Annotated in this window: 28 protein-coding genes and 1 pseudogene; 16 read left to right on the forward strand and 13 right to left on the reverse strand. The window is 71.8% G+C overall.

What is annotated here, in order from left to right:
- Window positions 1–72 precede the first annotated feature (72 nt).
- The 8 genes and pseudogenes from CFT82_RS00725 to CFT82_RS00755 all read left to right on the forward strand — a co-directional run bounded on the left by CFT82_RS00725 (window position 73) and on the right by CFT82_RS00755 (window position 7,699).
- On the forward strand, window positions 73–861 hold the full coding sequence (locus tag CFT82_RS00725) for an SDR family oxidoreductase (protein ID WP_088817194.1): 789 nt from the start codon (window positions 73–75) through the stop codon (window positions 859–861).
- 35 nt (window positions 862–896) lie between these two features.
- Window positions 897–1,271 (forward strand): nuclear transport factor 2 family protein, encoded by a 375-nt coding sequence (locus CFT82_RS00730; RefSeq protein WP_088817195.1) that lies wholly within the window; start codon window positions 897–899, stop codon window positions 1,269–1,271.
- Window positions 1,272–1,277: 6 nt separating this feature from the next.
- A complete protein-coding gene (locus CFT82_RS00735; protein WP_088817196.1) occupies window positions 1,278–2,282 on the forward strand; it encodes an IS481 family transposase in 1,005 nt (334 codons plus the stop codon).
- A gap of 44 nt (window positions 2,283–2,326) precedes the next feature.
- A pseudogene (locus tag CFT82_RS12310) lies at window positions 2,327–2,536 on the forward strand (helix-turn-helix domain-containing protein); the annotation flags it as partial.
- A gap of 238 nt (window positions 2,537–2,774) precedes the next feature.
- On the forward strand, window positions 2,775–3,242 hold the full coding sequence (locus CFT82_RS11950; RefSeq protein WP_234994210.1) for a hypothetical protein: 468 nt from the start codon (window positions 2,775–2,777) through the stop codon (window positions 3,240–3,242).
- Between the two features lie 3 nt (window positions 3,243–3,245).
- Window positions 3,246–3,464 carry a hypothetical protein gene (locus CFT82_RS00745; RefSeq protein ID WP_088817197.1) on the forward strand — a complete coding sequence of 73 codons (219 nt, stop codon included), beginning with the start codon at window positions 3,246–3,248 and terminating at the stop codon, window positions 3,462–3,464.
- Window positions 3,465–3,473: 9 nt separating this feature from the next.
- Entirely contained in the window at window positions 3,474–5,354 is a 1,881-nt protein-coding gene (locus tag CFT82_RS00750; RefSeq protein ID WP_088817198.1) for a serine/threonine-protein kinase, read from the forward strand.
- Window positions 5,354–7,699 (forward strand): ABC transporter ATP-binding protein/permease, encoded by a 2,346-nt coding sequence (locus CFT82_RS00755; RefSeq protein WP_088817199.1) that lies wholly within the window; start codon window positions 5,354–5,356, stop codon window positions 7,697–7,699. The genes CFT82_RS00750 and CFT82_RS00755 overlap by 1 nt, the downstream gene beginning before the upstream one ends.
- 6 nt (window positions 7,700–7,705) lie before the next feature.
- Here the strand turns inward: CFT82_RS00755 and CFT82_RS00760 are convergent, their stop codons facing one another.
- Both CFT82_RS00760 and CFT82_RS00765 read right to left on the reverse strand, forming a co-directional pair.
- Window positions 7,706–8,020: a DUF4333 domain-containing protein gene (locus tag CFT82_RS00760; RefSeq protein WP_088817200.1), complete on the reverse strand. Its 315-nt coding sequence runs from the start codon at window positions 8,018–8,020 to the stop codon at window positions 7,706–7,708.
- Between the two features lie 140 nt (window positions 8,021–8,160).
- On the reverse strand, window positions 8,161–8,865 hold the full coding sequence (locus tag CFT82_RS00765; protein ID WP_088817201.1) for a type 1 glutamine amidotransferase domain-containing protein: 705 nt from the start codon (window positions 8,863–8,865) through the stop codon (window positions 8,161–8,163).
- A 192-nt stretch (window positions 8,866–9,057) separates the two neighbouring features.
- On the opposite strand from CFT82_RS00765, the gene CFT82_RS00770 reads away from it, so the two are divergent.
- Entirely contained in the window at window positions 9,058–10,167 is a 1,110-nt protein-coding gene (locus CFT82_RS00770; RefSeq protein WP_088817202.1) for an NAD(P)-dependent alcohol dehydrogenase, read from the forward strand.
- Between the two features lie 121 nt (window positions 10,168–10,288).
- Here the strand turns inward: CFT82_RS00770 and CFT82_RS11375 are convergent, their stop codons facing one another.
- From CFT82_RS11375 to CFT82_RS00795, 6 genes are all read right to left on the reverse strand, one after another.
- Window positions 10,289–10,834 carry a competence protein CoiA family protein gene (locus CFT82_RS11375; RefSeq protein WP_143469440.1) on the reverse strand — a complete coding sequence of 182 codons (546 nt, stop codon included), beginning with the start codon at window positions 10,832–10,834 and terminating at the stop codon, window positions 10,289–10,291.
- A gap of 427 nt (window positions 10,835–11,261) precedes the next feature.
- Entirely contained in the window at window positions 11,262–12,122 is an 861-nt protein-coding gene (locus tag CFT82_RS00775) for a prenyltransferase (protein WP_088817203.1), read from the reverse strand.
- A complete protein-coding gene (locus tag CFT82_RS00780) occupies window positions 12,119–12,439 on the reverse strand; it encodes a lycopene cyclase domain-containing protein (RefSeq protein ID WP_088817204.1) in 321 nt (106 codons plus the stop codon). The genes CFT82_RS00775 and CFT82_RS00780 overlap by 4 nt, the downstream gene beginning before the upstream one ends.
- Complete coding sequence (locus CFT82_RS00785) at window positions 12,436–12,804, reverse strand: C50 carotenoid epsilon cyclase (protein ID WP_088817205.1); 369 nt, start codon at window positions 12,802–12,804, stop codon at window positions 12,436–12,438. The genes CFT82_RS00780 and CFT82_RS00785 overlap by 4 nt, the downstream gene beginning before the upstream one ends.
- Window positions 12,804–14,477, reverse strand: coding sequence for a phytoene desaturase family protein (crtI, locus tag CFT82_RS00790; RefSeq protein ID WP_088817206.1), 1,674 nt, complete (start codon window positions 14,475–14,477; stop codon window positions 12,804–12,806). Before crtI ends, CFT82_RS00785 begins: the two co-directional genes overlap by 1 nt.
- A complete protein-coding gene (locus CFT82_RS00795) occupies window positions 14,474–15,364 on the reverse strand; it encodes a phytoene/squalene synthase family protein (RefSeq protein ID WP_088817207.1) in 891 nt (296 codons plus the stop codon). Before CFT82_RS00795 ends, crtI begins: the two co-directional genes overlap by 4 nt.
- 89 nt (window positions 15,365–15,453) lie before the next feature.
- On the opposite strand from CFT82_RS00795, the gene CFT82_RS00800 reads away from it, so the two are divergent.
- Both CFT82_RS00800 and CFT82_RS00805 read left to right on the forward strand, forming a co-directional pair.
- Complete coding sequence (locus CFT82_RS00800) at window positions 15,454–15,954, forward strand: ferritin (protein ID WP_088817208.1); 501 nt, start codon at window positions 15,454–15,456, stop codon at window positions 15,952–15,954.
- 83 nt (window positions 15,955–16,037) lie between these two features.
- A complete protein-coding gene (locus CFT82_RS00805; protein ID WP_088817209.1) occupies window positions 16,038–17,399 on the forward strand; it encodes a M20/M25/M40 family metallo-hydrolase in 1,362 nt (453 codons plus the stop codon).
- A gap of 40 nt (window positions 17,400–17,439) precedes the next feature.
- Here the strand turns inward: CFT82_RS00805 and CFT82_RS00810 are convergent, their stop codons facing one another.
- The gene (locus CFT82_RS00810) at window positions 17,440–17,673 is read right to left on the reverse strand and encodes a DUF5703 family protein (RefSeq protein ID WP_088817210.1); all 234 of its coding nucleotides are present in this window, start codon (window positions 17,671–17,673) and stop codon (window positions 17,440–17,442) included.
- 66 nt (window positions 17,674–17,739) lie between these two features.
- Between CFT82_RS00810 and CFT82_RS00815 the strand changes: the two genes are divergently transcribed.
- Window positions 17,740–18,108 (forward strand): hypothetical protein, encoded by a 369-nt coding sequence (locus CFT82_RS00815; RefSeq protein WP_088817211.1) that lies wholly within the window; start codon window positions 17,740–17,742, stop codon window positions 18,106–18,108.
- A gap of 4 nt (window positions 18,109–18,112) precedes the next feature.
- Here CFT82_RS00815 and CFT82_RS00820 read toward each other — a convergent pair whose 3' ends face one another.
- Window positions 18,113–19,150: a magnesium and cobalt transport protein CorA gene (locus CFT82_RS00820; RefSeq protein WP_088817212.1), complete on the reverse strand. Its 1,038-nt coding sequence runs from the start codon at window positions 19,148–19,150 to the stop codon at window positions 18,113–18,115.
- Window positions 19,151–19,191: 41 nt separating this feature from the next.
- Between CFT82_RS00820 and mshC the strand changes: the two genes are divergently transcribed.
- On the forward strand, window positions 19,192–20,505 hold the full coding sequence (mshC, locus tag CFT82_RS00825) for a cysteine--1-D-myo-inosityl 2-amino-2-deoxy-alpha-D-glucopyranoside ligase (RefSeq protein WP_088818250.1): 1,314 nt from the start codon (window positions 19,192–19,194) through the stop codon (window positions 20,503–20,505).
- A gap of 3 nt (window positions 20,506–20,508) precedes the next feature.
- On the opposite strand, the gene CFT82_RS00830 is transcribed toward mshC, so the two are convergent.
- The gene (locus CFT82_RS00830; RefSeq protein ID WP_088817213.1) at window positions 20,509–21,369 is read right to left on the reverse strand and encodes a PAC2 family protein; all 861 of its coding nucleotides are present in this window, start codon (window positions 21,367–21,369) and stop codon (window positions 20,509–20,511) included.
- A gap of 38 nt (window positions 21,370–21,407) precedes the next feature.
- Here CFT82_RS00830 and CFT82_RS00835 point away from each other — a divergent pair, with 38 nt between their 5' ends.
- Window positions 21,408–22,100 carry an HAD family hydrolase gene (locus tag CFT82_RS00835; protein WP_234994211.1) on the forward strand — a complete coding sequence of 231 codons (693 nt, stop codon included), beginning with the start codon at window positions 21,408–21,410 and terminating at the stop codon, window positions 22,098–22,100.
- On the opposite strand, the gene CFT82_RS00840 is transcribed toward CFT82_RS00835, so the two are convergent.
- The gene (locus CFT82_RS00840) at window positions 22,074–22,979 is read right to left on the reverse strand and encodes a RecB family exonuclease (protein WP_088818251.1); all 906 of its coding nucleotides are present in this window, start codon (window positions 22,977–22,979) and stop codon (window positions 22,074–22,076) included. The genes CFT82_RS00835 and CFT82_RS00840 overlap by 27 nt on opposite strands.
- A 43-nt stretch (window positions 22,980–23,022) precedes the next feature.
- Here CFT82_RS00840 and CFT82_RS00845 point away from each other — a divergent pair, with 43 nt between their 5' ends.
- Window positions 23,023–24,174: a M50 family metallopeptidase gene (locus CFT82_RS00845; RefSeq protein ID WP_159461805.1), complete on the forward strand. Its 1,152-nt coding sequence runs from the start codon at window positions 23,023–23,025 to the stop codon at window positions 24,172–24,174.
- Between the two features lie 34 nt (window positions 24,175–24,208).
- Window positions 24,209–25,336: a tRNA (adenine-N1)-methyltransferase gene (locus CFT82_RS00850; protein ID WP_088817216.1), complete on the forward strand. Its 1,128-nt coding sequence runs from the start codon at window positions 24,209–24,211 to the stop codon at window positions 25,334–25,336.
- Between the two features lie 12 nt (window positions 25,337–25,348).
- Here CFT82_RS00850 and CFT82_RS00855 read toward each other — a convergent pair whose 3' ends face one another.
- Window positions 25,349–25,747: a DUF3054 domain-containing protein gene (locus CFT82_RS00855; protein WP_088817217.1), complete on the reverse strand. Its 399-nt coding sequence runs from the start codon at window positions 25,745–25,747 to the stop codon at window positions 25,349–25,351.
- Window positions 25,748–25,846 lie beyond the last annotated feature (99 nt).

A 25,846-nucleotide genomic window follows, 5' to 3' on the forward strand; every position in this document is an offset into this window, starting at 1 on the left:
TCGCCCCGGAAGATCGAGCCGGGCTTCTTCATGTCCATGTTTTAGACCAAGAGTTCAAGAAAGGTGATGAGGATGGAACTCGTACTCAATGGCAAGACGGCTCTCGTGACGGGAGCAAGTCGGGGAATCGGGCTCGCTACGGTTCGGGCCCTCGCAGCAGAGGGTGTGCGCGTGGTCGGTGTAGCGCGCACGATCACGCCCGAACTCGAAGCGGTAGCTTCGCTTTGCATTGCGGCGGACCTCTCCAAACCGGAGGCTGCCCGACGGGTTGTCGATGAAGTGCTCATGGAGATGGACGGCCTGGACATCCTGGTAAACAACGTGGGAGCCGGCGATGCCGACCAGCTGAAGCTCGGCGGGTTCCTGGACGCCGACGACACGCAGTGGCGAAACCTGCTCGATCTAAACTTGTTCAGCGCGGTATGGACATCTCGTGCGGCGCTGCCGTCGCTGATCGAGCGGCGTGGCGCGATCGTCAACGTGTCGTCGATCAACGCGCGCGTCCCGGCGACCGGCCCGGTCGGCTACAGCGAAGCGAAGGCTGCACTCACAGCCTTCGGGAAACGGCTGGCGGAAGAGTTCGGCCCGCAGGGCGTGCGCGTGAACACCGTCTCGCCCGGCCCGGTCGGCACGGGCCTCTGGCGAGACCCGGACGGATTCGGCGGGAAGGTCGCCGAGACGTTCGGAGTGACGCATGCCGACTTCCTCGCCGCGCTTCCGGCGACTTTCGGCGTCACTGGCGGCCGACTGGTGGAACCGGACGAAGTCGCAGCGCTCATCACCCTGCTCACCTCGCCCGCGACCGCGAGCATCCTCGGCGCTGACCTCGTCATCGACGGCGGCACCGTCAAGACCGCCTAAGAGCCTTTCACCCACCGATCCACTGAGGAGAACCCATGAACGCCAACGCCCCCGTCGACTTCCAGCAGCACTACTTGTCGACCTGGACCGAGCCCAATCCCGACCAGCGACGTCACATCATCGAGCAGTTGTGGGCTCCCGAGGGCAAGCTCGTGATCTCATCCCTCGGAATCACCCTCCGCGGGACGGCAGAGATCGCGGCGCACATCGCACGCGTTCACGACGACATGATCATGTCCAAGGGACTCGTGTTCAGCTACGACCAGCAGCTCCCCGCCGATGACGCGCTTCTGCTGCGTTGGTCGATGGCAGCCCCCTCGGGCGACGTCGTCGGTCGCGGCGTCGACGTCGTGTTCCGCAACGCCGACGGCCAAGTGACAACCGTGTACATGTTCATGGGCGTGAACTGAGCGGCCATGAAAGTGCATGCGAACGCGCCTCTCACCGTTGAAGGGAGAAATCGACTGATCCAGCGATGTCGCACCCGCCCGATCGCACACGTGGCCGCCGAGATGGGGATCTCCCGCGCGACAGCGTCCAAGTGGGTGAACCGCTACAGGCAACACGGCAAGCTCGGGCTGATCGATCACACTTCCGCCCCCGCGCGCCAGCCCACCGCCACGCCAGGCCGATTGGTGAAGCGGATCGAAGAGATGCGACGGGAACACAAATGGTCGGCCTCGCGGATCGCGTTCGAGCTTCACCAAGACGGCACCCCAGTAAGTCGCCGAACGATCACCCGGCTGCTCGCACAGCTCGGACTGAACCGGCGGAAGTTCATCGATCCGAACGGCGACTATAACCGGGAACCGCAGAAGATCGTCGCCAAACGCCCCGGCCATATGGTTCACATCGATGTCAAGAAGACCGGCCGCATCCCCGACGGCGGCGGCTGGCGCGTGCACGGGAAGAACAGCCCCGAAGCCAAGGCCGTCGCGAGAACCAAGAAACGGGGCGCAAAGACCGGCTACGTCTACCTGCACTCAGCGATTGACGGGCACTCGAGACTTGCCTACACAGAGGCGCTGCCTGATGAGAAGGCCGCGACCGCCGTCGCATTCCTCGATCGCGCGCGGGCATGGTTCGCAACCCACGGCATCACACGACTCGAACGGATCGTGACGGACAACGGCTCCTGCTATCGTGCCGCTGCGTTTGCTGACGCGATGGGCGCAAGCCGGCACCAACGGATCACCCCGTACACACCGCGGCACAACGGGAAAATCGAGCGCTACAACCGGATCCTCGCCGAGGAGTTTCTCTATGCCCGAACCTGGTACTCAGAGAAAGAGAGGGCTACTGCGCTCGAGGTCTGGAACCTCCACTACAACTACCACCGACCGCACAGTGCCCACGGCGGACAGCCGCCAGCCTCCGCGACACCGTCACGCGTCAACAACGTCCTGACCTCCTACACCTAGATCGAGCACATGCTCAACTCGTGGGCGGACAGATGGGGGAGAAGATGTCCGACAGGCCGACGGCCCACGCAGACCGGCGCGAGCCCAGAGCGCGCCGCGCTGACGGAGAGGAACGGCGTCAGGCCTTCCTCCGCGCCGGCCTCGAGGAGTTCATCGAGCGCCGGTACCACGGCGCCTCGACGCGCCGGATCTGCACGGCCGCCGGCAGCAGCCCGGGCCGGCTCTTCCACTACTTCCCCTCCAAGGCAGCGCTCTACGAGGAGCTCTTGAGCATCGGGGGCCGGCACCTGGAGCTCGACCTCGAGGCCGGCCAGATCCGCCCCGGCGAACCCCTGACGCTGTCCGTGAGCTTCTTCGGCGCCATCCAGGGCATCGCCGAGGCGCTGGACCAGCGACCCGAGCAGATCCCCGACCCCAGACGGACTGGATCATGGCGATCCTCACCGGCCCGCAGCCCACCGGAGGGCGAGCCTGACCCTGCGCAAGGACCTGGTGCTCTTCGCCGGCGTCTCCCTCCTGTCCGGCTGGGCCGGAGTCCTGCTCAACGAGCTGCGCGGGCACGAGCACGCCATGGAGAGTCCCGGCACGCTCGTGTGGATCGCCATACCGCCCCTGCTGGGGCTCGGTCTGCGCAGGCTGAACAGCGGGCGCTTCCTGCCCCGCCGCTCCCAGCACCCCGACTCCCCGACGCGCCGGGTGGCTTGGGCCGCCGCGCTGCTGACCTGTCCGATCGTCACGTCGGGAGTGGTGGGCCTGGCGGTGGTGACCGGGCTGGCCGACACGAGCCAGGTCGCCCTGGCCGGGGTCGGAACGCTCATGGCCCGGGCCCTCGTCCCGGCCCTCATGAAGAACCTGGCCGAGGAGACCGCCTGGCGCGGTGACCTCACCGAAGAGCTCCTGACCGAGGGGGTCGGTCGGCTGCGGCTCAACCAGACGGTGGGCACCGTCTGGGGGCTGTAGCGCGTGCCCTACTACCTGTTCTTCCTGCCGGAGGAGCAGATGCGGCAGGGGCTGGACGTCGACCGCCCCGTCTTGGCCGCCGGGGCCGCCGGCAGGGGGCGCGAACCCCGTTCCCTGCCGGCGGGAATCGACCAGCGCACCACCGACACCGACACCGGCCAGGATTCCGTGTGGCGTCATATAGCCTCGCCCCCGGGGACCGTGCGGGTTCCCAGTCGATGAGGGGATCGCATGACGCAGGAGCGCCAGCTCGGGAGCCACTACACCTTGGGCGAGATGATCGGCCGCGGAGCCACTGGCCACGTGTACGCGGGGACCGACCGGGAGGGCAACGAGCTCGCCTTCAAGGTGCTGCGCGAGGAGCTCAGCGAGCAGGACCAGGTGGTCGACGCGTTCGTCACCGAGCGGCGACGTCTCCAGTCGATCCACTCCCCGCACGTGGTGCAGGTCCACGACCTCGTGGCCGAGCGCGACACCCTGGCCGTGGTCATGGAGCGCGTGCACGGGGGAGACCTGCGCCAGGCGTTGGCCCAGCGGGGCACCTACACCCCGCAGGAGGTCGCCACCCTGGGCGCCCAGATCGCCACCGGCCTGGACGCCGCCCACGCGGCCGGCATCGTCCACCGTGACGTGAAGCCGGAGAACGTGCTGCTGGCGCGCACCCCCGAGGGCACCGTGGCGAAGATCACCGACTTCGGCATCGCCCAGATGGTCGAGAGCGCCCAGGCCACCCGCACCACGATGATGAAGGGAACGGTCAACTACGCCGCGCCCGAGGTCATCAACGGCAGCCGGGGGACGGCGAAGACCGACGTCTACTCCCTGGGGATCGCGCTGTACGAGATGACCTGCGGGGTGACGCCCTTCCAGGGCGCCACCACCACGGCCACCCTGCACGGCCACGCCGCGCTGCTCCCGGGCCGTCCCGACGGTGTCCCGGACCAGCTCTGGACGGTCCTGTCGGCGATGATGGCCAAGGATCCCGACCATCGTCCCACGGCGGCGGAGGCCGCGGACCAGCTGCGGCAGCTCGCTCCCCAGCTGGCCGGGGTGATGGCGCTCACCCCGCTGACGACGCCTGTTCCCGGAACGCCCGTGCACGCGCCCGCGGCGAGCACCGTCCCGCTGCAGGAGACCCAGGTCATGCCACCGGTTCACCCGGCGCCGGCGCACACCGTGCCCCTCGCTGCTGGGGCGGTGGGTGCCGGAACCCTGGGCGCACCCTCCGCCGCCCACGCCGCATCCCCTGAGCAGCCCCGCAAGCGCGGCAGGGGCGGCTGCTTCCTGCTCGGAGCGGTGGGCGTGCTCCTGCTGGGCGCTGCGGCTGTCGGGGTGGGCATGGCCCTCAACGGTGACGACGAGGAGGCGCCGGAACCGGCCGCACCCGCACCCGCAGCCACCAGCGGCGCCACGGCCGGAGAGGCCCAGCCGTCGCAGGACCCGGAAGCCCAGACCCCCACGGATGAGGAGCCCACCGTCGAGAGCCCTGCCCCTGAGTCCACGGACCCGCAGGACCAGGCACCGACCGGGGCAGCCTCGGTGAGCGACACCCCGCAGACCGACACTCCGGAGGCCCCGAGTGCGGAGGCGCCGGCCACCCCGCAGGAGTCGGCGCCCGCGGCCACCGACTCTCCGGTGGAGAGCGCGGCCTCCACACCCGAGGAGTCCTCGCCGGCCGAGACCCGCGCGTCCACGAGCGGCGAGTCCGCGGACTGCGAGCCGATGAGCTCCGACGAGGCGATGTCCAGGCTCGCCGATGAGGTCGACACTGACAGCTGGTCAGCCGCCCGCGTCGACGACTCCTTGCTCGACCCCTGCACGACGCTTTCGGCGATCCACCTGGAGCGCCCGTCCGCCGGGGGACCCGACGACCCGGGGACCCACCAGGTCGCGCTGTTCAACGGTGAGAACGCCAAGGGGTGGACCTATTTCTTCGGCACCGACGCCGTCCCGCACATCTCCCGGACTTCCGACGACGAGCTGACCGTCCGCTACGTGCTGGAGGACGGCTCGACCGATGCCATCTCCACCTTCCGGTGGGATTCCACGGCCAACGGCGGCCAGGGCAGGGTCGTCGCCGGCGGCGAGATCCCGACCGAGCTGAGGCAGTGATGCACGACCCGGAGCACACACATCCGATCGACCCCCAGCACACGGCGCCGACCGACTCGCAGCGCAGCGCGCAGCTTCCGCCGCTCGCGCTCGTCTCGCCCGCCGGTCGTTGGCACGTCGCCCCCACCCCCGAGGGCCTCGTCATGGGGCGCGGGGACGATGCCCGCATCCCCGTCACCGGCGACGGCATCTCCCGGCGGCACGCCCGCATCGGCCACGACGGCGGGACCTGGTGGGTGGAGGACGCCGGGTCCTCCCAGGGCACCTTCGTGGACGGCGCCCGTGTCACGGCCCGCCGGCCGCTGCGCGATGGCGCCTCCCTGGCGCTGGGCCCCCACCGGCACCTGCGGGTCGCCATCGACACCCCGCAGGTGGCCCCGGAGCTGGCGCCCGGGCTGCGGCCCACGCACATCACCGGCAGCACGGTGGGGGCCGCGATCGGCGTGGTTCCCGGGCAGGTGCTGACCCTGGGGCGCAATGACGACAACGACGTGGTGGTCGACGACCTGCTGGCCAGCCGGCACCACGCCCGGGTGACCGCCACGGCGCACGGTCTGGAGCTCCACGACCTCGGGTCCCGCAACGGCACCTACGTGGACGGCCACCGCGTGGAGCACGCCCTCCTGCGGCCGGGGCAGCGCGTCAGCATCGGGCACGAGGAGTGGACGGTGCGGCCGGGCCAGCTCGTCCCGCGCGCCTCTGAGCAGCCGGTCACCTTCGCCGCCCGCTCGCTGCGGGTGCTGGACCGGAAGGGCAAGCCGCGCCTCAACGACGTCTCCTTCGAGCTGTCGCCGGGCTCCCTCGTGGCGGTCATCGGTCCTTCCGGGGCGGGGAAGTCCACCCTGCTCAACGCCCTGACCGGCGCCGTGCCCGCCACCAGCGGCACGGTGGAGTACGCGGGGCGGGATCTCTACGCCTCCTACGACGAGCTCAAGCAGCGCATCGGCATCGTGCCCCAGGACGACATCGTCCACCGGCAGCTCACGGTGCGCGCGGCCCTGGGCTATGCCGCCGAGCTGCGCTTCCCCGACGACTCCAGCGCCAGCGAGCGTCGTGCCGAGGTGGACCGGGTGATGGACGAGCTCGGCCTCCTCGACCACGCGACGAAGCGGATCGACCAGCTGTCGGGCGGCCAGCGCAAGCGCGTGAGCGTCGCGATGGAGCTGCTCACCAAGCCCTCGCTGATCTTCCTGGACGAGCCCACCTCCGGCCTGGACCCGGGCATGGACCTGAGCCTGATGCAGAACCTGCGCAGGCTGGCCGACGAGGGCCGGACCGTCATGGTCATCACCCACTCCACGGAGAACCTGGCGCTGGCCGACCGTGTCTTCGCCCTGGCCCCCGGCGGGACGCTGGCCTACCAGGGGGCGCCGGAGGGGTTGAAGACCACGTTCGGTGCCACCACGATGCCCGAGGTCTTCCAGGCGCTCGCGGATCGGACCCGGGTGCACCAGCCGGCCTTCTCCGGGAGCGGCTTCTCCACCACGGTGTCCACCGACCCGGCCCACTCCGAGGCCCCGCGGCAGCAGTCGGCCTGGCGGCAGTTCAGCACCGTCGCCCGCCGCCAGCTGCGGGTGATGGCCTCGGACCCGGGTTTCCTGGCGCTCACGGCCCTCATGCCGGTGGCGCTCGGGCTGCTCGCCTGGCTGGTGCCGGGGGAGCGGATCTTCGCCCCGCAGGGGCCGGGGGTGGAGCCCTCGTCCTCGCCCCTGCAGGTGCTCATGATCCTGACGCTGGGCGCGGCCTTCATGGGGGTCTCGGGCAGTGTCCGGGAGCTGGTGGGGGAGCGCCCGATCTTCGTCCGGGAGAACGCGGTGGGTCTGCGTCCCGGGGCCTACGTGACGGCCAAGCTGGTGCTCAACGCCGTGGTGGTGCTGCTGCAGTGCGCGGTGATGGTGCCGCTGGCCCTGTGGCGGATCGGGACCCCGGACTTCCACCTGCTCGCCCCGAGCACGGTGGAGCTCACCCTGGCGATGTGGCTCTGCGCGGCGGCCTGCTCGGCCCTCGGGCTGGTCATCTCGGCCGTCACCCGCTCCAACGAGCAGGTCATGCCGGCGATGGTGGTCTCCATCATGCTGATGCTCGTGTTCAGCGGTGGGCTCTTCCCGCTGAACGGCCGCATCGGGCTGGAGCAGGTGGCCTGGTTGTCGCCCACCCGGTGGGGCTTCGCCATGGGGGCCAGCTCGGTGGACGTCCGGGGACTCACCGCCACCGCGGCCGCCGACCCCCTGTGGAAGCACGACCTGGCCGTGTACGTCGCCGGCGGCGTGGCGTGCCTGGCCCTGTACGTGGTGCTCGCCGGCCTGGCCTGGCTGGTCGTCGACCGCTCGGCTCGGCGGCGCTGAGCGGCCTCACTGCCGCGGGGCGTCGGCCACCTTGAAGTCCATGTTCACGTCGTCGCCGTCCACGGACTCGACGGTGACGGTGAGGTCGTAGGGGTCCATGGTCTCCGGCTTGAGCTCGCAGATGATCTGGGCACCTTCCTCGGCCTCGATGCCGCTGGGGCACTCGACCTCGAAGTCGTCGCGGTTGAGTTCCCCGCTCAGGCCTTCCTTGGCGGTCTTCTCCACGTCCTCCTGGCTCACCTCCTTGCCCCCGATGCTGCACCCGGCCAGCGGGAGCAGGGCGGCGGCGAGCAGGACGGACAGTGCGCGGCGTGCGGTCATGGTTTCCCCCAGGGTCACAAGATGTGGTTGGCCCCCACCGGTCCGGTGCGGACGCGACCACCGTACGAGAGGGCACCCGGGTGAGGGAGCCCGTCCGCGGGTGGATTCTTCGGCCGTGGGCACCGGGGGGTGTCCTTCCCTCAGCCGCGGCCCAGGTCGGCCACGAGTCGCTCGGCCAGGGGAGTGGCCGAGGCCGGGTTCTGCCCGGAGTAGAGGGCACCGTCGACCACGACGTGCGGACGCATGGGCAGCAGCGCCTTGGAGTAGTCGACACCGGCCAGGCGCAGGCGGTCTTCCAGCAGCCAGCGGGCCTTCCACGCGAACGGGTTGGCGCGCTCCTCGAGGTTGGAGAAGCCGGTCATCCGGCGTCCGGCGAAGGGGTGGGTGCCGTCCTCCCGGCGGGCGGCCAGGACGGCGGCCGGGGCGTGGCAGATCAGCGCGAGCGGGCGCCCGGCCTCGAGGCGGCGGGTGAGCAGCGCCCCGGAGGTGGCGTCCACGGCCAGGTCCTCCATCGGGCCGTGCCCACCGGGGTAGAGCACCAGGTCGTACTCGGCCTCGTCCACCTCGCTGAGGGGACGGGGCGCGGCCAGGGCCGGGGCAATCCCGCCCAGGTAGGCGCGCACCTGCTCGCGTCTGGCCGGGAGGCCGCCCATCAGGCCGAGGCTGAGCTCGTCCACGGTGGGGGCCACCCCGCCGGGAGTGGCCAGGGTGATGTCCCACCCGGCCTCGGTAAGCACCCGGTGGGGCTCGGTGAGCTCCTCGGCCCAGTAGCCGGTGGGGTGGACGGTCCCGTCCTTGAGCGTCCAGCCGTCGGCGGCGGAGAGGACGAACAGGGCGTGGCGCATGGGTGCCTCCTGATGCGTGCGTGGGACCTTCGACGCTACGGGAAGAGGATGGGCGGCGCGTGGGCAAGGAGCACCATCGCGGCTCGCGGGGGAGGAGTTCTCTCTGTCCGTGACGGTCCGGGCGCATCCATCGACGCGGGATGGCGGAGGTCTACCGTGGAGGGAACGTCACCGATCCCCCGAGGAGGGCCCATGAGCACCCAGATCCGCGCTCACGTCATCACCGAGCCGCAGGGCACGTTCCAGCTTCAGGAGGGTCTGGAGATCCAGGACCCGGCACCGGGTGAGGTGCTCGTGCGGTACACGTCGACGGGCCTGTGCCACACGGACCTGTTCGCGCGGGACGTCATGCACCAGCCGGACTCCGCGCCGGCGATCTACGGGCACGAGGGCACCGGCGTGGTCGAGCAGGTCGGTGAGGGTGTGCTGGAGTTCGCGCCGGGGGATCGTGTCTCGGCCTCGTACGCCTCGTGTGGCACCTGCCCGAACTGCCTGCGCGGCGCGCCGTTCCACTGCCTGTCGTTCAACGACGTGAACTTCGCCAGCACCCGACCGGACGGCACCCACAAGGTCTCGAAGGACGGTGAGCCGGTGGGGGCCAGCTTCTTCGGCCAGTCGTCCTTCGCCACCCACGGCCTGGTGAACGCACGTGACCTCGTGAAGGTCCCGGACTGGGTGACCCCGGAGGACGCGTATCTGCTCGGCCCGCTCGGCTGTGGCGTGCAGACCGGTGCCGGTGCGGTGCTCAACGTGCTCAAGCCGGCCCCGTCGGACTCGATCGTCGTCTCCGGCGTCGGGGCCGTCGGCATCAGCGCGCTCATGGCGGCCGCGGCGTCGAACGTCGGCACGATCATCGCGGTGGACCTGCTGGACTCCCGCCTGGAGCTGGCCAAGGAGCTCGGCGCGACCCACGTGATCAACGGTGGCTCCGGTGACGCGGCCGCGCAGGTGCAGGAGATCACCGGCGGGGGAGCGACGCACGCGTTTGACACCACAGGCGTGCCGCCGGTGCTGCAGGCCCTCGTGGAGGGTCTGGCCTGGGGCGGCAAGCTCGGCATCGTCGGTGCCCGCCCGGAGCAGATGCTGGACCTCATGCCGGTCATGCAGTTCGGCCGGTCGGTCATCGGGATCGTGGAGGGCCAGTCGGTGCCGCGCGTGTTCATCCCGCAGCTGCTCGAGCTGCGCCGCCAGGGCCTGTTCCCGCTGGAGCGGATCGTGACGACCTACCGCTTCGACGAGCTCGAGAAGGCGATCGAAGACACCGAATCCGGTGCGTCGCTGAAGGCTGTTCTCGTGCACTGAAACGGCAGCCGGGGGGCGCCCCTTATGGCGGTCCCCCCGGCTGCCAGCCCCCCATCACCGAGGCCGACGTTCTGCACACCTCGCTTCCAGCACCTCCAAGATTGCCAGCCGTGGTGCACGCTCAAGTCCGGATGCCCCGGTGCCCCACGCTGCCCACCGGGCCGGTTCTCACCTGCGACACCTTGCGGACCCAGCGCATGGGGACTGCATCGTGCGGGCGTCTGCGGGCAGACCCGAGTTTGGCAGCCTCCATCGGCCTCGCCGCTGCGAGCGAGGGCCGCCGTTTGGCCGCCTTCAGGTCATCGCGTCGTACCCAACCGGACCTGTTCCCAAGCTCCCGATGGCCACGAGGCACCCAAAGGCGGTCACCCACTAGCACTTCCTGCAGAAAGTTCAGGAGATCCATCCGTCCTGCGGACTTCACTGCGCGCTCAGGCAGGAGCCACAGCACCTGAGCACCCAGTGCTTCACGTTTCTTCGTCCGCCTGTCGACGCCGGTCATCCAGCGCTGCACCTCGATCGACAAGGGGCGCTCGATACCCAGGTGAGTTTGCCGGGGAACCCAGACATCAGAATGTGAGGGATAGTGCTCACGCTCTGAGGTGATGCCCACGGAGAGCAGTGCCTTGCGGATTCTCCGTTGCAACACCCGGTGCTCCTCGCTCATGGGGCCACCTCCAGCAGCGCCGCCAAATGCGTGTCCGCAGTTGCCTCCGGTGCCCCGCTTGTGACGCAAGAAGCGGGTGGCCCCTCGTTGAACCGGTCCCAAGGGCCGGCGACACCCCTCGTGCGGGCAGATCAGTCTGCCTCGATGCTCTCCGCACATGGAAGCCCAGTCGCGGTCGTTCTCCGTCCACAGGGCCCTCGGCAGCCATCGATCCCGCAGCTGGGCGTGGCGCTTGCCACCACGGTCGTGCTCTGCGTGTCTCATACCCCAACCCCTACCTGCCCCCCCCCCGGCAACCTGGGGGGGGGATACCCATCGGGCCGCCAGCAACTTGTGAACAATCCGTAGAAGGAGAGCGATTCGCGCCACCTCAGTGCGCGGGAGGCCGGTCCCACGACGCCATCGAGAGTCTGCTCTGATCACCGGTTCAGGACGCCTGTGCGATCCCCGTTATTGTCACCGCCGCCCCAGCGGCGTAGTTCAGCCACAGGAAGCGGGTCCACCCGGCGTGGGCCTCCTCGCAGCGGTCGTCAGGAAGCCCAGCGAAAGGCGCGATGCTGGCCACGTAGACCAGCGGCACCACGGCCAACCAGGTCCAGGGCAGGGGAGTGGCGAGCATGAGCAGGGCCGCCAGCAGGTACAGGCCCACCGCCACACGCACCGTGCCCCGCGCCCCGAGCACCGTTCCGACCGACCCGATGCCCGCCTCCCGGTCGGCGCGGATGTCCTGCACCGAGCCGAAGGCGTGACTGGCCATCGACCAGGCGACGAAGGCCCCAAGTGCCGCCCAGCCCGCCGCCGGGACGGATTCCCCCAGCATGAGGGCACCCACCACGGCCGGTCCCACGAAGTGCGTGGCCGAGGTGATCGAGTCGAGGAAGGGCACCTCCTTGAACCGGAACGGGGGAGCGGAGTACGCCACCACGGCGAACATGCTCACCACGAGAGCCAACCCGGACCACAGGCCTCCCGCCGCCAGGAGCATCCCGAGGAAGGGCAGACAGCTCAGGGCAGAGGCCCCGAGGGTGGGCCGATGGCTGCTGCGCTCAGCCAGCGCCCCCTCCACGCCGCCCTTGCGGGGGTTGAGCAGGTCCGACTCGTGGTCGAACACGTCGTTGATCCCATACATCGCCAGGTTGTAGGGCACCAAAAAGAAGACCACCCCGGCCCAGAACACCCAGTCCCGCCACGAGCCGCCGGAGAGCAGGTAGGCGAAGCCGTAGGGGTAGGCGGTGTTCACCCAGCTGATCGGCCGGGAGGTCCAGAACAGCGTGCGCAGCAGGCTCACGACTCATCGCCCCCGGACCGCCCCCAGCGCACCCAGAGCACCGGGAGCAGCACCGCCGCGGCCACCGTGTAGGCGAAGTCCTCCACCGGGGCCGTCCCGACGAACCACCCCGCCAGCGCCGCACCGTCGTAGCCCACGATGCCGGCGCGGATGATCAGCGAGTCGAAGACCGCCGTGAAGACGCAGGAGATCGCCAGCGTGGCCGCGCCGAGCAGGAGGGTCCGCCGCCGGGCCGATGCGCCCAGCCCCCGCCACAGCACCGCGCTCACCGCGCCGACGAGGACGAGCACCGCGAAGTTCACCCACAGGTAAGTCATCGGGCCACCTCCGGGGTGGGGGAGCGGTCCCCAGCTCGAGGGCCACCCTGGGAACCGCCGCCCAGCAGCCGCTCCAGCCCGGTGAAGAGCAGCATCGTGAAGTGGCACAGGAACCACAGGAAGAAGGGCTCCTCCAGGGTGAGCTCCGGCAGGAGGGTCACCCCGGTCTGCCACGGCCCGGGCCCGCGGAAGAAGATGCCCAGCTCGATGCAGAGCACATCCCAGGCCAGGAACATCCCCACACCCACCGCCTGCACCGCGAGCGCCCGGGGCAGGTCGGCGAACAGGTACAGCCGCCAGCGCCGGTCGATGAGGAGCATGCAGCACTCCGTGGCGAGGATGGCCGCCAGGTAGAGCCCGGGCATCACGCACCACCGCCCGAGTCGTTGCGGCCGTCGGCGCCCTGCTCCGATCCGCCGGCGGCGAGCCAGGTGGTCGGGTCCAACGGGCCCGCGGAGTGGTCACCCCGCAGGCGCTTCACGACGTTCTCCGCGCTGATCAGGCACATCGGCAGCCCCACACCCGGCGCCGTCGTGGCCCCCGCATAGAGCAGCCCCTCCACGTGCCGGCTGACATTCCGCCCGCGCAGGAAGGCCGACTGCCACAGCGTGTGCGCCGGCCCCAGGGCGTTGCCCCGCCACGCGTGGTAGTCCGCGGTGAAGTCGGCCGGGCCGATACTGCGCCGGACCACCACCCGCTCGGCCAGGTCCGGCACGCCCGCCCACTGACTGATCTGCGCGATCGCCCGGTCCACGGCCTCCTCGGCAGCCGGGTCACCCGCCCCGTCGACACCGCCAGCGCCCACCGAGGTTCCGCCCGCCGCGTCGGGGGAGACGGGCACGAGCACGAAGAGGTTCTCGTGCCCCGCCGGCGCCACCGAGTCGTCCGTGGCCGAGGGCATGCACACATAGGTGCTCGCCGGGTCCGGCACCACCGGCTGCTCGCCGAAGACGGCGTCGAAGTTGGCGTCCCAGTCCGCCGTGAAGAACAGGTTGTGGTGGGTCAGCTCGGGCAGCCGTCCCCGCACCCCGAGCAGGGCCAGGACCACGCCGGGCCCGGACTGCCGCCGAGCCCAGTACCGCTCACCGTAGGTCTGCAGGTGCTCCGGCAGCAGGCGCGTCTCGGTGTGGTGCAGATCCGCGCAGCTCACGACGACGTCCGCCGGGACCAGCTCCCCGGTGGCCGTCCGGACCCCGGTCACCCGTGCGCGCCCGCCAGGCCCCGACGCGGTCTCGATGCCGGTGACCTCCACCCCGGTCCGGATCTCCGCCCCGGCCTCCGCCGCGAGCCGGGCGATGACCTCGACGAGCGCAGCGAACCCACCCTGCGGGTAGCGCACCCCGTCGGCCAGGTCCAGGTGGCTCATGAGGTGGTACATGCTCGGCGCCGTCCGCGGGGTGGCGGCCAGAAAGACCGCCGGGTAGCCCAGCACCTGCCGCAGCCGCCGGTCACGCACCGTGCGCGCCACCCGGGAGTGCAGGGACTCGGTGAGGAGACGCACCAGCAGCGGCAGACGCGGCAGCACCGCCCGCACCGTGGCGGCCGGGACGCGGCTGAAGGTCGTGCTCAGGAAGTGCTCCCGGGCCATCTCGTAGGTCTCGCGCGCCGAGTCCAGGTAGGCCACCAGCCGCCGCCCCGCGCCGGGTTCCACCGACTCGAAGAGGGCGGCCGACTCCTCCCGCCCGGAACGGACCTCCAGCGGGCCGTCGTAGCCCTCGGCGAAGACACGATAGGCCGGGTCGAGCGTCTCCAGCCGCAGGTGCTCGTGCAGGTCAGCGCCCATCAGCGCGGCGAAGTGCTCGAACACCTCGGGCATGAGGTACCAGGAGGGCCCGGTGTCGAAGCGCCAGGTGCCCGCCTCGGTGCTGGCCTCCCAGGACCCCGCCCGACCGCCGACCACGGCGTTCCGCTCCAGCACGGTCACCGCGTAGCCGTCCCGGGCCAGGAGTCCGGCGGTGGCCAGCCCGGCCACCCCGGCTCCGATGACGACCGCTCGCGGGGCGCCCTCGCCCCGCCGCGGCCCACCTGCCCCGCTCATCGCGCCCTCTGGACGGCCCGGGCCACGACGAACGCCTTCTGCGCGTCGGGCACCCGCACCCGGGTGGTCCGCAGGGTCGACGCCGGGGTGCTCGCCAACCGGTCGGTGAGCGCGGCGAAGAGGTCGTGCGCCGCGAGCACCCCCGCCCGGGAGGAGCGGGGCAGCTCCTCGACCACCGCACGCGCCGCGGCCAGGTCGGCCCGGATCCCGGCGACCACCCGGTCCCGCGCGGCGTCGTCGAAGTCCTCCACGCCACCGTCCAGGTAGGAGCGGCCGCGTCCGTCGGCATCGGCCGCGAGATCGCGGAGGAAGTTCACCTGCTGGAAGGCCGCCCCGAGCCGCCGCGCCCCCTCCTCCAGGTGCGGGGGAGGGGCGACCGGCTCCGGGCAGCGGTCCGTCACGAAGATCCGGACGCACATGAAGCCGACCACCTCCGCGGACCCGTGCACGTACCGGGCGAGGCTCTCGGCGTCGTGGGTGGTCCGCTCCAGGTCCGAGCGCATCGAGGCGAAGAAGGGCTCCACCAACTCCGCACCGATCCCCGTGGCCCGGGCGGCGTGGGCGAAGGCGTGCAGCACAGGATCGGGGGAGTAACCGGTGGCCATCGCCGCCCGGCAGTCCGCCTCGTAGCGGTCCAGGACCCGGCCGACGGCCTCGCTCCCCAGCCCCGCCCCGGCCGCGGCCCCGTCGACGATCTCGTCGGCGACCCGCACCATGGCGTAGAGGGCCCGCACACGGCGCCGGACGGGCTGGCCCAGGAGGCCGGTGGCGGCACGAAAGCTCGTGGAGTACTCCCGGATCACGCACTCGGCGGCCCGCTGTGAGGCCGCCGTGTGCTGCGCCAGGGCAGCCTGCTCGGTGAGCTCGCGCGGGGAGGGGGCCGTCATGCGCGGCAGTCAATCACGTGGCCCTCTGCAGCGAAGGCAAGGCTGCGCAGCAGTGACAACACCGCAGCCGGCCCCTACCGTGCCGCCCCATGAAGATCACCGACGACATCGCCCAGGCCTTCGAGAACCAGATCACCCTCGAGCTCGAGGCCGCCATGACCTACCGCCAGCTCGCCATCGAGATGGACGCCCAGAGCCTGCCGGGGATGGCCACCTGGTTCCGCACCCAGGCCGACGAGGAGGTCACCCACGCCCAGCGCTTCATCGACCACGTCGTCGACCGCGGCGGCCGCCCGGTGATCGGTGCCATCCCGGCCTGCACCCCGCTGCAGAACTCGACCCCGCTGGCCGCCTTCCGGGCTGCCCTGGAGCACGAGGAGCGGGTCTCGGCGGCCATCCGTGAGCTGTACAGCACCACCGAGTCCGCCGGTGACTGGGACGCCCGTCCGCTGCTCAACGAGTTCGTCGCCGAGCAGATCGAGGAGGAGGCCACCGTGTCCGAGATCCTCTCCAGCATCGAGCGCGTGGGGGATGACGGCCCCGGCCTCCTGCGTCTCGACGACAGCCTCGCCACACGCGCGGAAGCCTGACCCCCCCGGCGGGGAGGCCGACCTCCGGGGGGGACCCGTGTGGGGCTGGTGCCCGCCGCCTCCCCGGTGCGTACCGTGGGTCCATGGACACCACCGCACAGCCCCAGTCCGTCCCCGCCCCGGCCGACGAGGTGGTCGAGCTCTGCCGCGAGCTCATCCGCATCGACACCACCAACTTCGGTGACGGCTCCGGCCCGGGTGAGGCCGAGGCCGCTGCCTGGGTGGTGGAGAGGCTGCGCGAGGTGGGGCTGGAGCCGCAGGTCTTCGAGTCCGATCCGGGCCGCACCAGCGTGGTGGTGCGTCTCGAGGGAGAGGATCGCGACCGCCCCGGGCTGGTCCTCCACGGCCACCTCGACGTCGTGCCCGCCGAGGCCGAGGACTGGTCGGTGGACCCCTTCGCCGCCGAGATCCGCGACGGGATGGTCTGGGGGCGCGGCGCGGTGGACATGAAGGACATGGACGCGATGATCCTGGCCGTCGTGCGCCACCTCGCCCGGACCGGGACCAAGCCCGCACGCGATCTGGTGGTGGCCTTCTTCGCCGACGAGGAGGCCGGCGGTGTCAAGGGTGCCGGGCACCTGGTCGACCACCACCCGGAGCTCTTCGACGGGTGCACCGAGGCCGTCAGCGAGGTGGGGGGCTTCTCCATCACCGTGCCCGGGCAGGACGTCCCGGAGGGGGAGGAGCCGCGCCGCACCTTCCTCGTGCAGACCGCCGAGAAGGGCAAGGTCTGGCTCACCCTCACCGCCCACGGCACCGCCGGCCACGGCTCGGTGCCCACCCAGGACAACGCGGTCGCCCACATGGCCCGGGCCCTGGCCGCGCTCCACGACCACGAGTGGCCGGCCGAGACCATCGAGTCGGTCCGCCTCCTCCTGGAGGGGGTCGGGGAGCAGGCCGGGGTCGACTGGTCGGTCGAGGACCCGGTGAGCCTGGCCGAGGTCGTCAACGCCACCGGCGGCGCGCGTGCCTTCGTGAGCGGCACCCTGCGCAACACCTTCAACCCGACGATGGTGAACGGGGGCTACAAGCACAACGTGGTGCCCCAGACGGTCACCGCCGGCCTGGACTGCCGCTACCTGCCGGGCCAGGAGGAGCACCTCATGGAGACCGTCCGCGAGCTGTGCGGGCCCAAGGTCGAGGTGGCCGTCCACAACGCCGGGACCAGCCTCGAGGCGCCCTTCGACGCCCCGCTGGTGGAGCGGATGACGGCCGCCCTGCGGGCCGAGGACCCCGACTGCGAGGTGCTGCCCTACTGCCTCTCTGGCGGGACCGACAACAAGCACCTGAGCCGGCTGGGCATCACCGGGTACGGCTTCGTGCCCCTGGCGCTCCCGGCCGACCTGGACTTCGCCCCGCTCTTCCACGGCGTCGACGAGCGCGTGCCGCTCGACGCGCTGGAGTTCGGAGCGCGGGTGCTGCACCGCTTCGTCCTCGACTGCTGAGCGGCGCCGGGACGGTCGACGGTCCCGGCGCACCAGCCCCTCAGACGGTGCGCTGCACCTTGATCTTCTTGCGTCGCAGCGACACCCGACGCCCGCCGCCGTGGTAGAGCGCCACCCGGTGCAGCGTCCACCCCTCGTACTCGGCCATCTCGGCCAGGAGGCGGCGCAGGTCGGACCTGCTCATGTCCCGATCGGCGTGCACGGTGCGGTATTCCCACACCGCGGCGGCCCTCGCCTTGCGGTGCGCGCTGGGGATCTCGGGCGGGCGGATCATGCCCGCATTCTGCCAACCACCGTCGAGCCCTGACCCGCAGCGCCCGGAGCGCGCTACGGTGGCCACATGGCTACTGACCCGCGCACCGCGCTGACCACCCTCGTGACTGCCCTGGAGCGTCACCTCGACGCCTGCGCCACCCGTGACGGTGAGGAGGACCCGCGCGTCATCGCGGCCTACAACGACCTCGCCGACGCCTTCGAGGACTACGACGAGGCCCTGCTCGAGGCGCACGGTGAGGTCACGCCCTTCGAGGTCTTCTCCGACGAGGAGGACGACGAGGACTACGACGACCTCGAGGACATGGACGACGACCTGGAGTCCTCCGGCGACGAGGTCGCCGCACCGGCCACGGGCCGCTCGACCCGGACCGACTACGACGACGAAGCGGACGAGGACCTCGACGAGGACGACACCGACGACGACGAGGAGTGAGCCCTCAGAGCCACCCGGACCGACGGAAGCGCCACCACAGGAAGGCGCAGATCGTGAAGATCAGCGTCAGGACCGCCGGGTAGCCCCATCGCTCGTCGAGCTCCGGCATGAACTCGAAGTTCATCCCGTAGATCCCCGCGATGAGCGTGGGGACGGCCGCCAGCGCCGCCCAGGCGGAGATCTTCCGGGTGTCATCGCCCTGCTGCACCGCCACCATCGCCAGGTGGGCCTGCAGGATGTCGGTGAGGGACTGGTCGTAGCTGCTGACGTGCTCCTCCGCCCGGAGCAGGTGGTCCTGGACGTCGGAGAAGTAGGCGTCCATGGAGCGCGGGACCACCCGTTCGTCGCCGAGCAGGTGGCGCAGCGGCTCGGCCAACGGTTGCACCGCCCCGCGGGCCTCGAGGATCTCCCGCTTCAGCCGGTAGATCTCCTCCACGTCGATCCGCGTACCGACGGCGAAGGTGGCCTCCTCGATCTCCGTGAGATCGCGCTGCAGCTCGGCGTCCACCTCCGTGTACCGGTCCACGATGTGGTCGGCCACCACGAAGAGCGCGGAGGCCGGCCCCTGGACCATGAGGTCCGGGCGGGACTCGAGCCGCTGCCGCACGCCCGTCAGGCGGGTGTGCGGGCCGTGCCGCACGGTGAGCACCCAGTCCGGACCGATCCCGAGCATCACCTCGCCGGTCTCGACGTCGCTGTTCGCGTCGTAGTAACGCAGGGTGCGGAACACCACCAGGGCGCTGTCGTCGAAGACGTCCAGCTTGGGCCGCTGCCGGCCCGTGAGGAGGTCCTCCGTGGCCAGGGGGTGCAGGTCGAAGACCTGGGCCATGCGCTTCACCTCGGCCTCGGAGGGGTCGAAGAGCCCCACCCACACGAAGGCGCGCCCCCGAGGGGACTGCTCGGCCCCCGACGCCTCGGCCGGGGCCCCACCGTGACCGCCCTCGGGTCGGGCGTTGAAACGCTGGGCCATGGCCAGCCCCTCGGCGGGGGTGCTGCACGGGTGCCGTACCCCGTCGGCGTACACGGCCTGGTCCACGATCATGCGAGGCATTCTGACAGCCGGACCTCACCTACGCTGTGCCCGTGGAATCCTGGACCCAGCCGACCGTGCCCGACCTGCCCTTCGTGGCGGCCCTGCCCCAGGTGTACGACACCGCCGCCGGGGAGCTGGTCACCCTCGAGCCGGGGGCCGAGGGCGCCGGCCTCTACGTCTGCGGGATCACCCCCTACGACGCCACGCACATGGGCCACGCGGCCACCTACCTGACCTTCGACACGCTGAACCGCGCGCTGCGTGCCGCCGGGCACACCGTGCGCTTCGTTCAGAACGTCACGGACGTGGACGAGCCGCTGCTGGAGCGCGCCGAGCGGGACGGCGTCCACTGGGAGGACCTCGCCGCGGGGGAGATCGACCTCTTCCGCCGCGACATGGTGGCGCTGCGGATGATCGCCCCGGACGCCTACGTCGGCGCCGTGGAGGGCATCCCCTCCGACGTCGCCGCGGTTGAGCAGCTCCTGGCGAGCGGGCGGGCGTACACCGTGCCGGCCGACGGGGTCGCCGAGGGAGCCACCGACGTCTACCTCGACCTGGCGCAGGTGCCGACCTTCGGGGAGGTCTCGGGCTGGACGCGCGAGGAGATGCTGGGTGCCTTCGCCGAGCGGGGCGGTGACCCCGACCGGGAGGGCAAGCGCGACCCGCTGGACCCGCTGCTCTGGCGCGCCCACCGCGAGGGAGAGCCCCACTGGGAGGGCGGCACCCTGGGAGACGGTCGCCCCGGCTGGCACATCGAGTGCACCACCATCGCCCGGGACCACCTGGGCACCCCCTTCCTCGTGCAGGGCGGCGGCGACGACCTCGTCTTCCCCCACCACGAGATGAGCGCCGCCCAGAGCCGGGGACTCACCGACGACGCCTTCGCCCGGCACTACGTCCACCAGGCGATGGTCGGCCTGGACGGCGAGAAGATGAGCAAGTCCAAGGGGAATCTCGTCCTCGTCTCCCGGCTGCGGGAGACCGGGGAGGACCCGCGGGCGATCCGGCTGGCCATGCTCAGCCAGCACTACCGCACCGCGTGGTCCTGGACCGACCAGCACCTCGCCGACGCGCAGCAGCGTCTGGGCCGCTGGCTGGAGGCCGCTGCCACCACCCGGGCCCGGGGGCCTGAGACCGCCACCACGGCAGGGGACGAGGAGTGCGGGGAGGGCGACTCCGTGGCCCGCGACCTGGCCTCGACCATCGCCCACGACCTCGACACCCCGGGGGCGCTGAGCCTGGTGGACCGGTGGACGGAGGCCGTCCTCGAGGGAACCGGCGCCCAGCAGGCCGGTGCGCTCGCCGAGGGACCGACCGTGCTGTGCGTCGTGGACGCCCTGCTCGGCGTGGACCTGGAGGCTTGAGCCTCAGACCGGCGGGGTGTTCCCGCCGTCGCTCTGCCGCCGGCGGAGGTACTGCTCGAACTCCTTGGCCAGGGCGTCGCCGGAGGCCTGGGGGGAGGCCAGCTCGTCGACCGCCTCCTCCAGCGCGCGGACGTAGTCGGCCACGCTGTCGTCGTCGCTCATGAGCTCGTCCACCCCACGGGTCCAGGCGTCGGCGAGCTCCTCCAGGTCCCCGAGGTCGATCACGCAGTCGAGCACCTCCTCCAGCGAGGTGAGCAGCGACCAGGTGGCTCGTGGCGAGGGCGACCCGGCGGCGTAGTGGGGGATCGACACCCACACCGAGACGCTCTCCAGTCCCGCCGCGTCGGCCATCTGGTCGACCACGCCGACGATGCCCGTGGGGCCCTCGTAGTCGCTCGGGGTGGCGTCCAGCCGGCGCTGCGTGGCCCGTGCGGTGGCGCTCACCTGGACCGGCAGGGGCCGGGTGTGGGGGACGTCGGCCATGAGCGCGCCGAGGGTGACGATCTCGCGGGCACCGGCCTCGACCACCCAGTCGATGAGCTCCTGGGTGAAGCTGCCCCAGCGCATGGAGGGCTCGATCCCACGCACCAGCAGCACGTCCCGGTCCAAGCCAGCCGGGCGGGCCACGAGCAGGCTGGTGGTCGGCCACTCGATGACGCGACGCCCACCGCGGCGCACCACCGAGGGACGGTGGACCTGCATGTCGTAGTAGTCCTCCGGGTCGAAGCCGGCCACCACCTCGGCCTGCCAGATCTCGGCGAGGTGCTCGATCACGGAGGTGGCCGCCTCCCCGGCGTCGTTCCACCCTGCGAAGGCCGCCAGCACGATCGGGTCACGCAGCTCCTGGGGATCCTCGTCAACCATTGCCCCACCCTATGCGGCGGGGCTGCGAGACTGAGCTGGTGACGTCCCCGACCACGCCCCTGAACCGCATGCGCCCGTCCGACCTGCCCCAGGCCGTCCTGTTCGACATGGACGGCACCCTCATCGACACCGAACCGCTGTGGATGGCCGCCGAGACCCGGCTGGTCGAGGACCACGGCGGCGTGTGGACGCACGAGGACGCCCTGGCGATGGTGGGCAACCCGTTGGAGCGCTCGGCCGAGATCATCCGTGAGCGCACACCGGTGGACCTGCCGGCCGAGCAGATCATCGACCGTCTGCTGCGGGAGGTCACCGCCGGGCTGGGAGACCGGCTGCCCTGGCGTCCCGGCGCCCGGGAGCTGCTCGAGGAGTGCCGTGCCCTGGGCGTCCCGACCGCGCTGGTCACCATGTCCTGGACGATGCTCGCCGACGCCTTCACCAGCGCCCTGCCGGCCGGGGCCTTCGCGACCGTCGTGACCGGGGACGCGGTGCGCGCCGGCAAGCCCGACCCGGAGCCCTACCTGACCGCCGCCGAGCAGCTGGGGGTGGACCCCGCCGGCTGCCTGGCGGTGGAGGACTCGCCCTCCGGGGTGGGCTCGGCCTCGGCGGCCGGGACCTGCCTGGTGGCGATTCCCCACATGGTGGATCTGCCGCCCACCCCCAACACCGTCACCCTGCCGACGCTGGCCGGTGAGGACCTGGCCTCACTCTGGAGTCGCTTCGCCCGCTGAGTCGCCCTCGGCAGCCTCCAGCGGCGTGGCGCCACCGTCCCGCTCCGCGGACGCCTGCCCCACGCCCGGCAGGGGCGGGGGAGTGCCACCCCAGGCCGGGCAGATGTCCTTGAATGAACACCAGTCGCACAGCCTGCTCGGGCTGGGCTGCCAGTCGCCCCGGGCCCAGGCGGCCTCGATCGCGTCGTGGATGGCCAGCACCTTGCGCTCGGTCGCCCGCAGCTCATCCTCGGTGGGGGCGTGGCGCAGGATCGTCCCGTCCTTGAGGTAGACCAGCTGCAGCAGCGCCGGGACCCGCCCCCGCAGCCGCCAGACGGCCGCCCCGTAGAACTTCATCTGGAACAGGGCCTTGGCCTCGAACCGGGGGGAGGGCGAACGGCCGGTCTTGTAGTCCACCACCCGCAGCGCGCCGTCAGCCGGGGCGATGTCCAACCGGTCGACATAGCCGCGCATCACGAGCTCGCCCTGCCCCTCGTCGCGCTCGATGGGCACCTCCACGTAGAGCTCCCGCTCGGCCGGCTCCAGCCGACTCGGGTCCTCCAGCGTGTACCAGGTGCGCACCAGCGCCTCGGCCTGGGCGTACCAGGCGGTCAGCTCGGCCTCGGTGGGCTCGTCGCCCTCCCCGACGACGGTCACCAGCTCCGGCTCCTCGACGGCCAGGTCCTCCCAGGTCCCCGGCAGGATCTCCAGCGCGTCCTCCACCGTGCGGCGATGGGCAGGCCGGTCGAAGAGCCGCTCCAGCACGGCGTGCACGAAGGTGCCTCGCACCGCCGCGGCGCTGGGCGGCTCGGGCAGCCGGTCCACCACCCGGAAGCGGTAGAGCAGCGGGCACTGCATGAAGTCCGCGGCGCGACTGGGCGAGAGGGCGGGACTGGGCATGGCCGACAGCCTAGGCGCAGGCACCGACACGTACCCTGAGCCCATGAACGACCGCAACGGCTGGCGCATCGGCACCGTCTTCGGCGCGCCGCTCTACCTCGGGCCCACCTGGCCGCTGCTGGTCGTCCTCATCGTCGTGCTCAACGGCTCCCAGCTCACCGACGCCCTCGGTGCCCCCCTGGCCTACGCCCTGGGTCTGGCCTACGCCGTCATGCTCGTCCTGTCGGTCCTCGTGCACGAGCTGGCCCACGCCGCGGCCGCCCGCTCGCGTGGGCACAGGGTCCACGGCATCCACCTCACCCTGATCGGCGGGCACACCGTCCACGAGGGGGACAACAGCCCGTGGGGCAACGCCTGGGTGGCCATCGCCGGGCCGCTGGCGTCACTGGCGCTCGCCGCCCTCGGCCTCCTCGCGCTGCTCCTCCTGGACCCGACCGGCGTCCTGCACTACGTCCTGCTCGGCCTGGTCTGGGTCAACGGCCTGGTGGGTGTCTTCAACATGCTCCCCGGGCTGCCGCTCGACGGTGGGCACGCGCTGGCCTCCGCGGTCTGGGCGATGACCGGCGACCGGGGCACGGGCCTGCGCGTCGCCGGGTGGAGCGGCCGCGTGCTGGCGGTCCTGGTGCTGGTCCTCGTGGCCGTCATGGTGGGCACCGGCGGCGGGATCGTCTACGCCCTGTGGGGCGGGCTGCTGGCGTGGATCATGTGGCAGGGGGCCAGCCAGGCCCTCCAGCTGGGGGCCATCCGCCAGCGGTACAGCCGTCACAGCACGGCCTCCGTGGTGCACCCGGCCGTCGGGATCCCGCAGGAGGCCCCGGTGGCCGCCCTCGAGCAGGTGGACGGCTTCCCGGTCCCGGTGCGCGTCATCACCACGGACGAGCAGGGGGACGCCGTCGGGTTGGTGGACCCCTCCGCACTGGCCCTCGTGCCCGCCGGGGAGCGGGCGAGCACCCCGCTGCGGGCCGTGCACCGCGTCGTGGAGGGGGAGTGGACCGTGGACCTGCCGCACGGCGCGGACCTCACCCAGCTGCTGGAGGCCCTCGGCGGGCGTCCGCTGGAGCAGGCAGCCGTCCGCGAGCCGGGCGGGTGGACCCCGGAGGGCCGGCCGCTCCCGCCGCGCATCACCGGCCTGGCCACGCACGGATCCCTCACCGAGGGCATGCGCCGCAACGACGCCACCCGCCACGGTGCCTGAGCACCCGGGCTCCCGACGCCCGTAGGCTGCGCGCATGACGCAGCCCCAGCCCGACCCCGCCCAGCCCACGCCTGAGACCGCTGACGGCGTGCCCTGGCAGGGCGAGCAGGGGCGTCGCGGCCCCTTCCGCGTCGGGGAGCGCGTGCAGCTCACCGACCCCAAGGGGCGGATGCACACGATCGTCCTGGAGCCGGGCAAGCGCTTCCACAACACCCGCGGACACATCGAGCACGACGACCTCATCGGCGCCCCCGACGCCAGCGTGGTCATCCACTCCACCGGTGCCGAGTGGCTCGCCCTGCGCCCGCTGCTCTCCGACCACGTCATGTCGATGCCGCGGGGGGCCGCCGTGGTCTACCCGAAGGACGCCGGGCAGATCGTCCAGATGGGCGACATCTTCCCCGGGGCGGTGGTGGTGGAGGCCGGCGTGGGCTCTGGCGCGCTGAGCATGTCCCTGCTGCGCGCGGTGGGCGAGACCGGGCAGCTCCACTCCTTCGAGCTGCGCGAGGAGTTCGCCGAGATCGCACGCTCCAACGCACGAACCTTCCTGGGTGGCGACCACCCGGCCTGGCAGATCCACCTCGGTGACCTGGCCGAGGAGCTCCCCCGCACCCTGGAGCCGGGCAGCGTCGACCGCGTGGTGCTGGACATGCTGGCCCCCTGGGACTGCCTGGACGCCGTGGCCGACGCGCTGATTCCCGGCGGTCTGCTCATCTGCTACGTGGCCACCGCCACCCAGCTCTCGCGGGTCGCCGAGGCCTCCCGGGACCACGGGGGCTTCTCCGAGCCGCGCGCGTGGGAGTCGATGGTCCGCGGCTGGCACCTCGAGGGCCTGGCGGTGCGCCCCGAGCACCGGATGCACGGGCACACCGGCTTCCTCATCTCGATGCGCCGGATGGCCCCGCAGACCGCCGCCCCGGAGCTCGCCCGCCGCCCGCAGAAGGCCGGGGCCGACGCCGACGTCTCGGCCGGGGGGTGGACCGAGCAGGCCGCCGAGGAGGACTGGACCGGCGAGAACCTGGGGGAGCGCTGGATCTCCCCGAAGAAGCTGCGACGGGTGCGGCGGGAGCAGGAGCGGCACGAGGCGCTCGGGTCCACCCGCTACGTGGCCCCGCCGCGAGAGGACGACGCGACCCCGGCGGAGCAGACCGGCGAGGGCTGAGCCCCCGCCGCGTCAGCGGCGCAGGAGGGCGGCCAGGGCGCGCCAGCCGAGCAGGAAGGCCGCCAGCACGAGCGTGGTGACGACCACGAAGGACCACGCCGTGCCCTGGTCGGTGAGCTGACGCAGCGCCATGCCCACCACCACGGTCGAGAGCAGGACGACCAGACCGTCGCCGATCGTCCGCGGCGCGCGGCGGCGGGTCACGGCCGTGGCCACCCAGCCCAGCGCCGCACCGGCCCAGAACGGCCAGGCCGTCTCGAGCACGCCGGTGAGGGTGACGCCCTGCTCGTGAGAACGCCGACCGATGGCCGTGAACAGGCCGATCAGCCCGGCGTCGAACACGCCGGCGAGCCAGCCGGGCAGCAGCTTCCGGGCGGAGCGGGAGGACGGGGTGCGCGGGTCGGTGGCCATGCGCCGGAGCCTAGCCCCGCGCCGCACCGAGGATGCTCCCAGCCAGTGCCCAGACTCCTGTGCCTACGATGCGGTGCGGTTCACCGCCGCGACCGACCG

The sequence above is a fragment of the Kytococcus aerolatus genome, assembly GCF_900187395.1.
In the GTDB taxonomy this organism is placed as follows: Bacteria; Actinomycetota; Actinomycetes; order Actinomycetales; family Dermatophilaceae; genus Kytococcus; species Kytococcus aerolatus.